General features: G+C 42.0%; 15 protein-coding genes and 6 tRNA genes. 14 read left to right on the top strand and 7 right to left on the bottom strand.

Annotation, left to right across the window (positions count from 1 at the left end; all coding sequences use genetic code 11):
* Positions 1–12 precede the first annotated feature (12 nt).
* Positions 13–627 (bottom strand): rhombosortase, encoded by a 615-nt coding sequence (gene rrtA, locus C727_RS0105430; RefSeq protein ID WP_017444616.1) that lies wholly within the window; start codon positions 625–627, stop codon positions 13–15.
* 41 nt (positions 628–668) lie between these two features.
* Between rrtA and ggt the strand changes: the two genes are divergently transcribed.
* From ggt to C727_RS0105490, 12 genes are all read left to right on the top strand, one after another.
* A complete protein-coding gene (ggt, locus tag C727_RS0105435) occupies positions 669–2,408 on the top strand; it encodes a gamma-glutamyltransferase (RefSeq protein WP_017444617.1) in 1,740 nt (579 codons plus the stop codon).
* A 175-nt stretch (positions 2,409–2,583) separates the two neighbouring features.
* Positions 2,584–3,336, top strand: coding sequence for a hypothetical protein (locus C727_RS0105440; protein WP_017444618.1), 753 nt, complete (start codon positions 2,584–2,586; stop codon positions 3,334–3,336).
* Positions 3,337–3,560: 224 nt separating this feature from the next.
* Entirely contained in the window at positions 3,561–4,205 is a 645-nt protein-coding gene (uvrY, locus tag C727_RS0105445; protein ID WP_017444619.1) for a UvrY/SirA/GacA family response regulator transcription factor, read from the top strand.
* 43 nt (positions 4,206–4,248) lie between these two features.
* Positions 4,249–6,078, top strand: coding sequence for an excinuclease ABC subunit UvrC (gene uvrC, locus C727_RS0105450; RefSeq protein WP_017444620.1), 1,830 nt, complete (start codon positions 4,249–4,251; stop codon positions 6,076–6,078).
* A gap of 49 nt (positions 6,079–6,127) precedes the next feature.
* Positions 6,128–6,676, top strand: a complete 549-nt coding sequence (gene pgsA, locus C727_RS0105455; protein ID WP_017444621.1) for a CDP-diacylglycerol--glycerol-3-phosphate 3-phosphatidyltransferase — start codon at positions 6,128–6,130, stop codon at positions 6,674–6,676.
* Positions 6,677–6,834: 158 nt separating this feature from the next.
* Positions 6,835–6,910, top strand: a tRNA-Gly gene (locus tag C727_RS0105460).
* Positions 6,911–6,927: 17 nt separating this feature from the next.
* Positions 6,928–7,001, top strand: a tRNA-Cys gene (locus tag C727_RS0105465).
* A 16-nt stretch (positions 7,002–7,017) separates the two neighbouring features.
* Positions 7,018–7,104: transfer RNA gene (locus C727_RS0105470), tRNA-Leu, on the top strand.
* Between the two features lie 4 nt (positions 7,105–7,108).
* Positions 7,109–7,184 (top strand) — tRNA-Gly (locus C727_RS0105475).
* A gap of 30 nt (positions 7,185–7,214) precedes the next feature.
* Positions 7,215–7,290, top strand: a tRNA-Gly gene (locus C727_RS0105480).
* A gap of 18 nt (positions 7,291–7,308) precedes the next feature.
* A tRNA-Leu gene (locus C727_RS0105485) sits at positions 7,309–7,395 on the top strand.
* Positions 7,396–7,736: 341 nt separating this feature from the next.
* Entirely contained in the window at positions 7,737–8,084 is a 348-nt protein-coding gene (locus C727_RS0105490; protein WP_017444622.1) for a RidA family protein, read from the top strand.
* Between the two features lie 68 nt (positions 8,085–8,152).
* Here the strand turns inward: C727_RS0105490 and C727_RS0105495 are convergent, their stop codons facing one another.
* On the bottom strand, positions 8,153–8,350 hold the full coding sequence (locus C727_RS0105495; RefSeq protein WP_017444623.1) for a bacterioferritin-associated ferredoxin: 198 nt from the start codon (positions 8,348–8,350) through the stop codon (positions 8,153–8,155).
* Between the two features lie 206 nt (positions 8,351–8,556).
* On the opposite strand from C727_RS0105495, the gene C727_RS0105500 reads away from it, so the two are divergent.
* On the top strand, positions 8,557–9,162 hold the full coding sequence (locus tag C727_RS0105500; RefSeq protein ID WP_017444624.1) for a peroxiredoxin: 606 nt from the start codon (positions 8,557–8,559) through the stop codon (positions 9,160–9,162).
* Positions 9,163–9,194: 32 nt separating this feature from the next.
* On the opposite strand, the gene rnt is transcribed toward C727_RS0105500, so the two are convergent.
* Positions 9,195–9,833 (bottom strand): ribonuclease T, encoded by a 639-nt coding sequence (rnt, locus tag C727_RS0105505; protein ID WP_017444625.1) that lies wholly within the window; start codon positions 9,831–9,833, stop codon positions 9,195–9,197.
* Positions 9,834–10,004: 171 nt separating this feature from the next.
* Here rnt and C727_RS0105510 point away from each other — a divergent pair, with 171 nt between their 5' ends.
* On the top strand, positions 10,005–10,892 hold the full coding sequence (locus C727_RS0105510; RefSeq protein WP_017444626.1) for a flagellar protein MotY: 888 nt from the start codon (positions 10,005–10,007) through the stop codon (positions 10,890–10,892).
* A 98-nt stretch (positions 10,893–10,990) separates the two neighbouring features.
* Here C727_RS0105510 and C727_RS0105515 read toward each other — a convergent pair whose 3' ends face one another.
* From C727_RS0105515 to C727_RS0105530, 4 genes are read right to left on the bottom strand one after another with little or no spacing between them, the layout of a single operon-like run.
* Positions 10,991–11,440, bottom strand: coding sequence for a DUF3010 family protein (locus C727_RS0105515; RefSeq protein WP_017444627.1), 450 nt, complete (start codon positions 11,438–11,440; stop codon positions 10,991–10,993).
* A gap of 14 nt (positions 11,441–11,454) precedes the next feature.
* Complete coding sequence (locus C727_RS0105520) at positions 11,455–12,231, bottom strand: phosphotransferase family protein (RefSeq protein WP_017444628.1); 777 nt, start codon at positions 12,229–12,231, stop codon at positions 11,455–11,457.
* Positions 12,232–12,236: 5 nt separating this feature from the next.
* Complete coding sequence (gene pnuC, locus C727_RS0105525; RefSeq protein ID WP_017444629.1) at positions 12,237–12,845, bottom strand: nicotinamide riboside transporter PnuC; 609 nt, start codon at positions 12,843–12,845, stop codon at positions 12,237–12,239.
* On the bottom strand, positions 12,826–13,098 hold the full coding sequence (locus C727_RS0105530; RefSeq protein WP_017444630.1) for a hypothetical protein: 273 nt from the start codon (positions 13,096–13,098) through the stop codon (positions 12,826–12,828). The genes pnuC and C727_RS0105530 overlap by 20 nt, the downstream gene beginning before the upstream one ends.
* Positions 13,099–13,100 lie beyond the last annotated feature (2 nt).

A 13,100-nucleotide genomic window follows, 5' to 3' on the forward strand; every position in this document is an offset into this window, starting at 1 on the left:
TGCGTCTGTGTATTAAGGTTTATTTTTTAGGTTTTCAGTGGAGGATTTTTTAGCCTCTAATCCGGCATATAAAAAACCAAACACAGCACCGGCTAGATGGGCATTCACAGCAACCTCGGCCTGAATTAATTGTTCCGTATCAGGGCTCGGGCCAAACATTTGCTCCCAAATTACTTTAGCCGCTGCCCCCATCAATAATAAATAACCGGTTTTTTCTTGGTGTCTAATATCTAAAATTGCCCCCCAAATAACAAGCGCATGTAAAACGCCTGAAAAGCCAACATAGATCTGGGTATTATCGAATAAATATAAACAAGCTGAGATAAAACAGCAGGCGAGCATAGTAAAGCTGAAAAAGGTTCTGGTGTGATAAAATTGACCATGCAAGGCCCACAGCGCGATTAGTGCACCCGCATTTAAAAGCATATGCTGAAAATTAGTGTGTAAAAAATGCCCAGTGATAGCCCGCCAAATTTGTTCGTCTAACATAGCTTGAATATCTAGCCGTAACCAGGTTTTAGCTGTGTCTGGAATAAACAATAAAACCGCAAAAGTAGATACGTACATCAGCACAATAGGCAATGATAAATAAGGAAGGTTTTTAAATATCTGGCGGATCAAGGACATAAAATGCTAGCTTAGTCGGTAAAAATTAGGAGGATAATCAGATGCTGAAAAAGTTGCAATGTTTTATGCTGCTAGTCGGCTGTATTTTTAATTCAGTTGAGGCAGCTCAAGTCAGCCAAGAGCGTGCTGCACGGGATCCAGAAGCCAGCACAGGCTATCAGAAAAAAGCTAAGGTGGTAGCAAAAAATGCGATGGTGGTGGCGGCCAACCCCTATGCTGTTGAAGCCGGTTATCAGGTTTTAAAAGCTGGTGGCACAGCGTTTGATGCAGCGATAGCCGTACAGGCTGTATTGGGTTTGGTAGAGCCTCAATCGTCTGGCATTGGTGGCGGTACATTTATTTTATATTGGCAAGCAGATAAACAAAAACTTCATGCTTTAGATGGTCGCGAAACCGCACCTTCAAAAGCAACCGCTGAGTTGTTTTTTGAACAGGGGAAACCGTTAAGGTGGCATGATGCCGTCGTTGGTGGGCGCTCAGTCGGCGTGCCTGGGGTGATTGCCGCGCTTGAAGCTGGCCATAAAAAATTTGGCCAACTGGCTTGGAATAAGCTGTTTGATCATGCGATCCAACTCAGCGAACAGGGGTTTATAGTGTCACCGCGTTTGGCCAAGCTTGTGGGTATGGAGATAAACCCAGGGATCCGGTTACTAGCACCGGCTAAAAATTATTTTTATCCACAAGGACAACCCTTACAGGCAGGACAAAAAATAAAAAATTCAGCATATGCAAACTCGTTAAACTTAATTGCAGAGCATGGCAGCCAAGGCTTTTATCATGGTCAATTAGCCAAAAAAATAAGTCAGGCAGTACAAAACAGTGCACAAGCACCCGGACTTTTAACAAGCGAAGATTTGGCAAAATATCAAGCTAAGTGGCGTACCCCTTTATGTGGTGAGTATAAAAATAATCGCATTTGTGGTTTTGGGCCACCGAGTTCTGGCGGTTTTACCGTCTTAAATACATTAAAGCTTTTGCAAACACATAATTTGCATCAATTTCCTGCCAACGACAAAAGGGCCTTACATGTATTCAGTCAAGCATCACGTTTAGCGTTCGCTGATCGAAATGCATTTTTGGCCGATAGTGATTTTGTTAATGTGCCCTTATTTGAGTTATTAGCAGATGAATATATTCAACAAAGGACAAAGTTAATACAGCTGAAGCAGGACATGGGAGAAGCTGAACCAGGTTTAGCGGTGGCTGCACATTCAACAACACTTAGCCGACCTAGTACCAGTCATATTAGTATTGTTGATCAATGGGGTAATGCAGTTTCCATGACAACAAGTATTGAAATGGCTTTTGGCTCTGCTGTGATGACAGGTGGATTTTTATTAAATAACCAACTCACTGATTTTTCTTTTAACCCAGTAACTAATGGTCAGCCAGTAGCCAATCGAGTGGCAGCCAATAAAAGGCCGCGTAGTTCAATGGCACCAACGATGGTGTTTAATAAAAAACAGCAATTAACTGGCATTCTGGGCTCGCCAGGCGGTAGCCGTATCATTAACTATGTGACCCAAACTCTGATCGGGGTTATTGACTGGCAATTAGATATTCAATCTGCGATTGATTTACCCAAAATCACCAATCTAAACGGTACGACTGCACTTGAAGCCAATACGGATTTAGCTGATCAGCTAAATTATTTTAAACAGTTAGGTCACAAGGTTCAGATACGGGATTTAAATAGTGGTCTACACGCTATTTGGCGCACCCCTGAAGGCTGGCAAGGTGCTGCCGATCCAAGGCGTGAGGGCATTGCCATGGGGTATTGAGCTCGGTGGGTTTAACTTGCTGGGTTAAGGTTAACTGTCGGTATATTTTACACTGGCTCATTGGAATTTTTGAAATCAGTTTAAAAAACAATTGGTTGAAAATGTGGTTTAAGTTTTGCTTCAGATCAAACGCAATTTTTAAACTGCACTTCATTTAACTTTTTTGGAGATGGATATGAAAAAAGTATTAACAGCCGTGTTTACGTTAGCCGTTGTTTTAAGCTCGTCTGCCAATGCCGCTCTGTATGTAGGCGGCTACCGCACCGGTGGCGAAGCCGATACTCAACTCATTAAATCATTAAATGCGTTAGGGGAAACTTACACCCAGGTCACAGCGACCACTTTTCCGACCACGTTAAATAGCGGTGATATTGTAGTGTGGGGCCAAGATGGTATGCCATCAGGATGGACCTTGCCCGATATAACTTCGTGGTTAAACAATGGTGTGGATATTATTTTAACGGGTGGTGCAAATACAGACCCGTGGCGAGATTGGGTGGACAATTATTTTAACATTACTGATACTTCGGTTGGTTTTCATGCTGACTTCAGCGGCGAGTGGACTTCGTTAGGTGACAGTTTTGTCACTGCTTATCTTCCAGACACTTATACGATGCAGCGGGCTTTTGCATATGCTTTTCATATGTTAGGTTTTTTACCGACGCCAGATACACTGTTATACGCAGTCAACGGCGAAACACCTCAGGTACATATAGGTGCACTGCGTAGTTACGATAATGATGGTTCTTTTAACTATCTATCTTATCGTTGGGGGCGTGACCGTTTTGATCCGCAAGACGAGGTATTTATGACCAATTGGTTGAAAGGTTCATTAGAGCAAGCGAGATTTGTGTCTGAACCACTGCCACTGACCATTTTTGCGCTTGCGTTGACCTTATTAGCTGTGTCACGTCGGCGGGTATCTTAATTATCTAACGTTTATCATACTATGGTGATACACTAACTTGAGGCCGGAGGATCCCCCGGCCTTTTTATTCTCACGTCTGTTAAAAATTAAAAAAATCATTAAAATTCATATCGTAAATACCTTTTATAGGCTTGTGGGTTGCTTTGTTGCCAGTCTCAGTTATATTTACCAAGTAGCCTAGCTGCGTTTTACCAACAAAAATCAATATTTGTCAGGAGGCTGACTTGATCAAGATACTTTTGGTCGACGACCATATAATGGTTTCATCTGGCATGGGTCGGATTCTTAACGATGAGCGTGGGTTTTCAGTGCTAGCGACGGTTGGCTCTGGTGAAGAGGCTGTACAGTTTTGCCGAAAGCATAATCCAGATATTGTCTTGATGGATATTCACATGCCAGGCATTGGGGGGATGGAAGCGACAAAAAAAATCTTGCGTTATTGCCCAGATACGCGTGTGATAGTCGTTAGTGTTCATACCGAAAACCCAATGCCAGCAAAAGTGATGCAATTGGGAGCGAGTGGTTTTTTAAGTAAAGATGCGCTACCCGAAGAGGTCATTAAAGCCATCCGTAAGGTACATTCAGGGCAAAGATATTTATCAACAAAAATCGCCCAGCAAATGGCGCTTGCCGAAATTGATGAAAGCCAGCAAAACCCATATCAAGTTTTATCAGACCGAGAGCTTCAGATCATGAATATGATCACCCGCGGAAAACGGGTACAGGACATTTCTGAGCAACTTAGCTTAAGCTCAAAAACAGTCAATAGCTACCGCTATCGGATGTTTGAAAAGTTACAAATTAGTGGAGATGTCGAATTAACTCATTTGGCAATAAAATATCGCATGCTGGATATGAATGATTTATAAACTTGATACAATAACAAACTGAATTAGTTGATGAGGTTTGTTTTTGTCTGATAAAGGTTTTGATTCGACACAGTTTTTAAAAAATTTAACCAGTCAACCCGGCGTTTATCGAATGTATAACCGGGCTGATGAGGTTATTTATGTTGGTAAAGCAAAAGACTTAAAAAAACGCGTTACCTCTTATTTTAGAGGGCAGCATACCAGCCAAAAAACGATCGCATTAGTGAGGCAGATTCGCCGTATCGAAGTGACAGTGACGCATAACGAAAGCGAAGCACTGATATTAGAAAATAATCTTATTAAACAATACATGCCTAAATATAATGTATTGTTACGGGATGATAAAAGTTATCCCTATATCTTAGTCTCTCACCATACCCACCCAAGACTTGCATTTCACCGCGGGCCGCGAAAAAACAAAGGTCAATATTTTGGTCCTTATCCGTCGGGTGGTGCTGTTCGTGAGAGCTTGCGTATTATGCAAAAAGTTTTTCCGGTGCGCCAATGTGAAGATAGTTACTATCAAGCGCGCAGTCGGCCCTGTTTGCAGTATCAACTGAAACGTTGTTTAGCGCCATGTGTAAACGGATATGTTTCTGATGAAGAATACAACCAGCAAGTACAATTGGTAAAATTGTTTTTACAGGGGCGTAACCAGGAAGTCATCGCACAGTTAGTGGAAAAAATGGATAAAGCCAGTGAGTCATTAGCGTTTGAACAAGCTGCAAGGTATCGCGACCAACTGGCTGCGCTGCGTAAAGTCAGAGAGCAGCAAGCTGTCAGTGGGAGTATTGACTCGCTTGATGTACTGGGTTTTGCCTGTCATCATGGCATGGCATGCATTCACCTGTTGGTGGTCCGTGATGGCAAAATATTAGGTAGTAAGAGTTATTTTCCAAAACTACCGGCAAACTCTGATGATCAAGAAATTTTAGCTGCTTTTGTGAGCCAATATTATCTTAACCCAGAAAAAGAAATTTCTGCGGTCAAACAAATAGTGCTTCCTTTTGATTTACCTGATCGTGAGGTGATGTTAGCAACTATACAAGCGCAACAGGGAAGCAAATGCGATTTTGTGGTCCCTAAACGAGGCGAAAAACATAGGTATTTGCAATTGGCAAAAACCAATGCTGAAAATGCTGTAAATACCAAGTTGAGTGAATCAATTTCGGTGCAGAAACGTTTTCAAGCACTCGATGAGGCCCTTGAGTTAGAGACGCCAGTTCAGCGCATGGAGTGTTTTGATATTAGTCATACAATGGGTCAACAAACGGTTGCTTCTTGTGTGGTTTTTAACCGTCATGGCCCGTTAAAAACTGACTATCGAAAATATAATATCAGTGGTATTACGCCAGGAGATGATTATGCCGCTATGGCGCAAGTCTTAGCGCGGCGTTATAAAAAACCACAACCAGAAGAAAAAATCCCAGACATTATTTTTATTGATGGCGGTAAAGGCCAGTTGGCTCAAGCAGAAGCATATTTTGCTGATTGGACACAGAAAATGCCATTACTTGTTGGGATTGCTAAAGGCACAAGTCGTAAACCCGGTTTAGAAACACTCATCATGGCAGGCAGCCATCAGACCATTAACTTACCTTCGCATTCTCCCGCACTGCACTTGATCCAGCATATTCGAGATGAATCACACAGATTTGCGATTACAGGCCACAGAGCGCGGCGGCAAAAAGCAAAAAATCAATCTTCTTTAGAAGGGATTGCAGGCATTGGACCAAAAAAACGACAAGCACTATTAAAACATTTGGGGGGCATGCAAGAAGTTAAAACAGCTTCGATAGATGAGTTAATGCGGGTGCCAGGAATTAATCAAAAATTAGCCGAAATTGTCTACCAACACTTACATGACAAATGACACGCTTTAGTGAGACAATAACAAATAACTGTGCCGGATGAAGAAGAAGATGTGGAATTTACCAAACATACTGACTGTTTTTAGGATTATTTTAATCCCGTTTTTTATAATTTGTTTTTATTTGCCCGTCGCATGGGCGCACTATATGGCGGCAGTTTTATTTGCGGTGGCAGGGATCACTGACTGGCTAGACGGTTATTTGGCGCGCAGATGGCAGCAATCAACGCCCTTTGGTGCCTTTTTAGATCCAGTTGCCGACAAACTTATGGTCGCTGCAGCTCTGTGTTTGATAGTTGAAGAATATCGTGCTTTTTGGATAACTTTACCAGCGATTGTAATGATCAGTCGAGAAATATTAATTTCTGCATTACGCGAGTGGATGGCGGAGTTAGGGCAGCGGGCTGCTGTTAAAGTCTCCATGTTAGGTAAGCTAAAAACAGCCGGCCAAATGTTAGCGATTTTTTTATTGTTAGCCCAACCTAGTGGCATCATTTTTTGGGTCGGTATGATGGCCTTGTATGGCGCTGTTATTTTAACTTTTTGGTCGATGTTGGTTTATTTAAAAGCAGCATGGCCAAGTTTGACACAAGTGGACTAACGAATAGCGAATGAAAAACAAGCTATTTTCCTTAAATAGCTGTTTATTTGACCGCTTGGCGATTTTTTTTAAATTAATAGTTGACTCATCTCCAATACTTTGTAAAATGCGCCTCGTTTTCGGGAGTTATGAAAAGAAAATTTCATAATCCGGTCTAAGCGGCTGTAGCTCAGTTGGTAGAGCACAACCTTGCCAAGGTTGGGGTCACGAGTTCGAGTCTCGTTAGCCGCTCCAAATTTGATTGTGCGTACGGCGGGTTGGCAGAGTGGCCATGCAGCGGATTGCAAATCCGTCTACCTCGGTTCGACTCCGGGACCCGCCTCCATCGAAAACACGTGTCTGCCCGGGTGGTGGAATTGGTAGACACAAGGGATTTAAAATCCCTCGCTGGTAACAGCGTGCCGGTTCAAGTCCGGCCCCGGGCACCATTTTGCGGCTGTAGCTCAGTTGGTAGAGCACAACCTTGCCAAGGTTGGGGTCACGAGTTCGAGTCTCGTTAGCCGCTCCAAATTTTTTTTCTTTTTGATGTATTCTGCTTGCGGCTGTAGCTCAGTTGGTAGAGCACAACCTTGCCAAGGTTGGGGTCACGAGTTCGAGTCTCGTTAGCCGCTCCAAAATGTAGTACCTGTGTCGCCCGGGTGGTGGAATTGGTAGACACAAGGGATTTAAAATCCCTCGCTGGTAACAGCGTGCCGGTTCAAGTCCGGCCCCGGGCACCATCCTTAACGTAAGGATGGTCGCAATCAAGTATTATCTTCCGAAAAATTTACCTCTTTAATGTCAGCATTAAACTATTGAAAAATCCCACTACTAAAACCGATGTGATTTTAGCCGATTGGCGCCAGATTTTAGCGTTATTAACGTGAGTTCCTTGACGAATTATCAATAAAACGGGCACGGCAGTGTCACAAGAACAGCTGGTTGATTGCTGACTATGTCATTTGCACTCTTGAATACCGATCTACAGAGTAAGTATGATAGTGCGCTGACCATCACCCAAGCGATGGCTGATAAACGGTCGACCCAGTTTAAATAAAAAATCAATATAGGTAGATTAAGTGTGATAGAAAGAATTGAAACAAAACAAAGAATGAGCCGTATTGTGAAACACAATGGCACTATTTATTTATGCGGGCAAGTGTGTAAAGACGCCGAGCAGGGCATTAAAGAACAAACAGAAACCATGTTAGCAAAGGTTGATGAGCTATTAATTAAAGCGGGTAGTGATCGCAAACACATTTTGTCTGCCACTATTTACCTTAAAGACATGCAGGATTTTGCACAAATGAATCAAGTCTGGGATGCTTGGGTACCTGAAGGTTACGCACCCGCCAGAGCTTGTGTACAGGCCAGTATGGCGCGTGAAGCTTTGTTAGTTGAGATATCTGTTGTGGCGGCAGAGATTTAACTTTAAGACGGTCGGCTGGGGCCTGAAGGGTTATATTTAAGGGCTAGCCGGCGGCCAGCTTTGAGCCGTTAAGCAAACGAAGCAATTAATAAATCTTTATTTTTGAGTTGGCTTTCTTGCAAAATTTCGCAAGCTTGGCGTCGACATTTACCACATTCATTGGCAATATCCATCTGCTGACGTAGGGCTTTAAGATCCTGACAGCCGTTTACAGCTGCTTTTTTGATATCTTTGTCAGTAATGCCATTGCATAAACAAACGTACATAAAATTGCCTCGATAAATAAAGTAAACACATTATAAATGAGAAATATTCGTATTAGCAACCATATTGTCGATCTTTCTGTCATATAAGCTTAAAAATTAAATATCTCATTCAGACTTGTAATTTTGTATCGCGTCTATATATTCAAAGGCAGTTATAAGAGACGCTGTTTCTTATTTTATTCGTATAAAGATAAATGGAGAATATTATGTCTGTATTAGTCGGTCGCCCTGCTCCGGATTTTACTGCCGCTGCTGTATTAGGTAACGGTGAAATTGTTGATGCGTTTACTTTAAGTGAAGAGATTAAAGGTAAAAAAGCGGTTATTTTCTTTTATCCGTTAGATTTTACTTTTGTTTGTCCTTCAGAGCTGATTGCATTTGACAAGCGTTTTGAAGAATTCAAAAAGCGTGGTGTAGAAGTTATCGGTGTTTCTATCGATTCTCAGTTCTCACATAACGCATGGCGTAATACGCCAGTAAACGAAGGTGGTATTGGCCCTGTTCAGTACACTTTGGTTGCTGACACCAAACACGAAATTTGCCAGGCCTACGACGTTGAGCACCCAGAAGCTGGTGTTGCTTTCCGTGGTTCTTTCCTGATTGATGAAGAAGGTAATGTTCGTCACCAAGTGGTTAACGACTTACCATTAGGCCGTAACGTTGATGAAATGTTACGTATGGTTGACGCATTAAGCTTCCACCAAGAGCATGGTGAAGTATGCCCTGCTGGCTGGCAAGAAGGTGATAAAGGTATGGACGCTAGCCCATCTGGTGTTGCTTCTTACCTGTCTGAGAACGCTGACAAATTATAAAACAAAAAAGTACCGCTGTGCGGTACTTTTTGTTATTCAGGAGCGGCCTCTTGCGGCTCCTGCCATCCGCCTAAAGCTTTCCATTTATTCACCATATAACAAAATAACTCGGCCGTTTTTTGGGTATCGTATAGTGCTGAATGCGCCTCTTTTTGATCAAATTCAATGCCGGCTGCGAGACAGGCTTTTACTAACACTGTTTGTCCTAGTGTAAGTCCAGCTAAACTCGTTGTATCAAAAGAGACAAATGGATGCAGAGGTGAGCGTTTGATACCTGTCCTGGCAATCGCTGCATTGACAAAAGCCATATCGAATGCTGAATTGTGGGCAACCATAATGGCGCGCTGACAGTCGTAATGTTTTTGACGTTTCCGTATCAGTTTGAAGACTTCTTTTAAAGCTTCCTGTTCACTCACAGCTGCTCGAAGGGGGTGTTGGGGATCTATGCCATTAAACTCTAGTGCGGCAGGTTCTAACACTGAACCTTCAAATGGCTCAATATTAAACTGAATGGTTTCGCCGCAAAAAAGCTGACCTTCTTCATCCATTTCTGTCATGGTGGCGGCAATTTCAAGCAAGGCATTTTTTTGCGCATCAAACCCAGCAGTTTCTACGTCTATAACAACTGGATAATAGCCTCGAAAGCGGTTTTTAAATTTGGCTGTTTGCATCTATATTTGCCATTTATTCAATAAAGGCCATATTATGCCAGAAACCAGGTTAAGCTTCAGCAAACATAAGCAACTGAGGCCTTAGCTTAGTTGCTTATTTAGGCATGTATCTTGCTTTGGAGATATACAATAAGTTAGATAGGTTGAATCAGTCATTTTATTGGCGGAATTATGAAATATTCAGGCACAATTTTATCGCTAGTAATTCTAGTGAGTTTATTAACAAAAGCTCATGGCCAATTACGGCAATATCACGCTGAATTAGCAAATTCGACGTGGCAGGTGGCTCAAAATAAACGATTGAGTTGTAATTTGGCTCACCCGATCCCTGGTTATGGTGAAGCGCGGTTTAGTTCAACGGCGAATAAAAAAATTAATATGACGTTTACGCTGGATATGCTCAACCGTCCGCAAAATTATTCAGCTGCCGAAGTACTTTCTGTTCCGCCACCGCATAGAGCTGGCCAAGTATCACGTAAAATGAGTCAAATGCAGTTATTATCCCACTTTGATGGTGAACTAACCGACAAAGCGGCTTGGCTATTAATTACAGAGCTCGAAAAAGGCATGATGCCCACTTTTTATTATGATGATTGGTTAAATAACAGTGATCAGGTGGCTGTCGGGTTAAACTCAGCAAATTTTCATGGTGCTTATCAAGAATTTCTAAATTGCCGTGACCAACTGTTAAATTATACCTTTGATGATATCGCGATGAGTGTATTAACCTATCAAAGTAATACCGCCAAATTAACCGCGGCGTCAAAAAAACGCTTACATATGATAGCCGAATACCTAAAACAAGATAACGAATTAGAATTGGTGCTTATTCAAGGTTATAGCGACAGTTATGGGGGCCGCTGGCATAACGAACAACTGTCAAAAGAACGGGCAAAAATGGTTAAAGATTTCTTTTTGCAAAATGGATTAGATGCCAGCCGTATTAGTGCCCAAGGACATGGCGAAAAACGTCATGTGGCGAGCAATCAAAATTTAATTGGGCGTTCAAAAAACCGCCGTGTAGTGGTACAAATGGAACGCACACAGACATTGGATTAGCTAGGCTGCCTGGATGATAATAAATTATAAATCCTCGCCCGATGATGGACGGGGATTATTGGATTTAAAATAGCCCTGGCAAATCTTGTCAGTGGTTTTTATTCTGCTTCAGGCAGACCATATTTTTTGGCCATTAAATAGGTATAGCCGCTAATAAAAGCTGATTCTTGAAAGCCTTTTAGGCCAGTTTCTTTAAAGCTTATTGGCAAAGGGTTTTTTTTGATAATGGCTTTTTCAGTGCTGGCTGCTTGCATAGACACTTGCAGATCAGGAATGAGTTGGATGGCGGCTTCCATTTTAAAGCCAGCGGCACTACCTGCAAACTTGCCTTTGGTTTGGCGTGTTTTAATCACTACTTCGTCGATAGAGTAGTCTTGCATAAGCTTTTTAAAAGCAAACTGAAAATCGCTAATTGCTTCACTCTCGGTGGCATTTTTTAAAACCAGTTTGCGACTGCGGCACTCAGGTAAACCAATTAAACCCTGTTCAAATGATACTAAGCAAATATTTGCTTCGCTGGCCGTTAATTCTACCCCACAAACTTTCATATTCAGTTCTCCGCTTAAAATTGTCTAGTATAGCCTGACTCATGCTGCTTGTACCACAACTGGTTAAGTATTTGAAAAACCGATTGGTAATTTTTTAGCCTGTGTCGGCATATCTGTTTTCCCGAAGCAGTTTGATAGGCTTCAAGCAATTGCTGACTGGCTTCAAATGATAATTGATTGATGCAGATTGCTGATGCTAAATCGTATTCGACTGGGGCTAAACGTGCATACTCCCAATCGATTAATAGATCTGTTTGTCGACATAAAATATTGGCAAACGAGGCATCACCGTGACAAACAACTGAAGGGCCTTGAGACTGATCCAAGTGTTTAGCTAACGCTAATATTTGCCTGTCTATCGATAGCTTGCTTGAATTAGCTTTTAAATCTTGCAGCAGTTTTTGCTGCTGAAGGTTTTTAGGTGGCGCTTGTTTAACTTGATGCAGACGAGCTAACAGACAGGCCAAACGATTTATTTTATCGCTCAGTAATATGGGCTGGCTGGCTAAATCTGTCGCTTGCAAAAACGGAAATATCGCCAGTTTTAGCGAGCTATCAAAATGGAGTGAAGAAATACCTAGGTCTGCTTTTGCAGCCCAGTTTACCAATGCCAACTCTGTACGAATGTTGTCAATTTGAGACGCGGCTTTATAATATTTTACAAAATATAAATCGCCCGTGTTGGCTTTCACTTTTAAACATAAATTAGAGGAGTGAACCGGCATTCGGCTGATGTGCTGAATGCCGTTAAAATGCGTTTGCAAAAACTGGTATTGTGCGGCGGGTAACATGGATATTACCCCAAGCTTTTGGCTATATCTTTATCATATTGATTACGCCAGTTGAAATATCCCCAAGCGGCAAATAAGCTATAAAATAAAAATAATAACGCGGTGAGTTCTAACCCTTTATTAACGTACAAATAAATTGAAACACTGTCTATCACAAGCCAATACAACCAGTTTTCGAGCACTCGAGTGGCGGCTAAAAAAGTTGCATAAAAAGCAAACAAGGTAGTGACACTATCCAAATAAGGGTATGAGGCATCTGTATTGCTGGCCAGTATAAAACCAATGGCTAAGCTTGTCATAAGTAAAAAAGCACAAGCAGATAAATGGCTTTTTAAGGAGCGACTACTAATGGCTAATTGGTCTTGACTGTTCCTATGGCTGGACCAATTAATCCAGCCGTAAATCGCAATCGCCACATAATAAACTTGCAGCAGGCTGTCCATTAACAAACGGACATCCCAAAAAATATAACAATAAATGCTGCTAGAGACGATAGCTGCAGGCCAGCAGGCGAGTTTTCCTTTGGCTGCAAAAAAAACATATACAAGGCTAAAGATCACAGCTGTGATCTCAAGCACTGTCATGTTATTTAGTTCATTGAGTAGGCTGTTCATATGAACCTGACCTGTCGCTGGGAACAAATTTGCAGACAAAAATCGACATACCTAGTTTGTCAAAACTCACCCGCATCTCACGGTTTATACATTGCATCACAGCCTCATATTCACCAACGACTAAGCTGCTCATCCCATTGGTGGTGATGGAAACCTGTTTATCGGCTTTAACTCGGCTAACAAAGTCCCATATTTCATCTTCGTATTGTTGATTCGCCAATGGGTACAAACTAATTTCAGCAGATAGTTGCATAC

Origin of the sequence: Gayadomonas joobiniege G7, assembly GCF_000300815.1 — a bacterium.
Classification (GTDB): Bacteria; Pseudomonadota; Gammaproteobacteria; order Enterobacterales; family Alteromonadaceae; genus Catenovulum; species Catenovulum joobiniege.

Bases quoted from the DNA above. Each gene is read 5' to 3' on its own strand.
- rrtA (WP_017444616.1), bottom strand. From the start codon at position 627: ATGTCCTTGATCCGCCAGATATTTAAAAACCTTCCTTATTTATCATTG.
- ggt (WP_017444617.1), top strand. From the start codon at position 669: ATGCTGAAAAAGTTGCAATGTTTTATGCTGCTAGTCGGCTGTATTTTT.
- C727_RS0105440 (WP_017444618.1), top strand. From the start codon at position 2,584: ATGAAAAAAGTATTAACAGCCGTGTTTACGTTAGCCGTTGTTTTAAGC.
- pgsA (WP_017444621.1), top strand. From the start codon at position 6,128: ATGTGGAATTTACCAAACATACTGACTGTTTTTAGGATTATTTTAATC.
- C727_RS0105495 (WP_017444623.1), bottom strand. From the start codon at position 8,350: ATGTACGTTTGTTTATGCAATGGCATTACTGACAAAGATATCAAAAAA.
- C727_RS0105500 (WP_017444624.1), top strand. From the start codon at position 8,557: ATGTCTGTATTAGTCGGTCGCCCTGCTCCGGATTTTACTGCCGCTGCT.
- rnt (WP_017444625.1), bottom strand. From the start codon at position 9,833: ATGCAAACAGCCAAATTTAAAAACCGCTTTCGAGGCTATTATCCAGTT.
- C727_RS0105510 (WP_017444626.1), top strand. From the start codon at position 10,005: ATGAAATATTCAGGCACAATTTTATCGCTAGTAATTCTAGTGAGTTTA.
- C727_RS0105515 (WP_017444627.1), bottom strand. From the start codon at position 11,440: ATGAAAGTTTGTGGGGTAGAATTAACGGCCAGCGAAGCAAATATTTGC.
- C727_RS0105520 (WP_017444628.1), bottom strand. From the start codon at position 12,231: ATGTTACCCGCCGCACAATACCAGTTTTTGCAAACGCATTTTAACGGC.
- pnuC (WP_017444629.1), bottom strand. From the start codon at position 12,845: ATGAACAGCCTACTCAATGAACTAAATAACATGACAGTGCTTGAGATC.
- C727_RS0105530 (WP_017444630.1), bottom strand. From the start codon at position 13,098: ATGCAACTATCTGCTGAAATTAGTTTGTACCCATTGGCGAATCAACAA.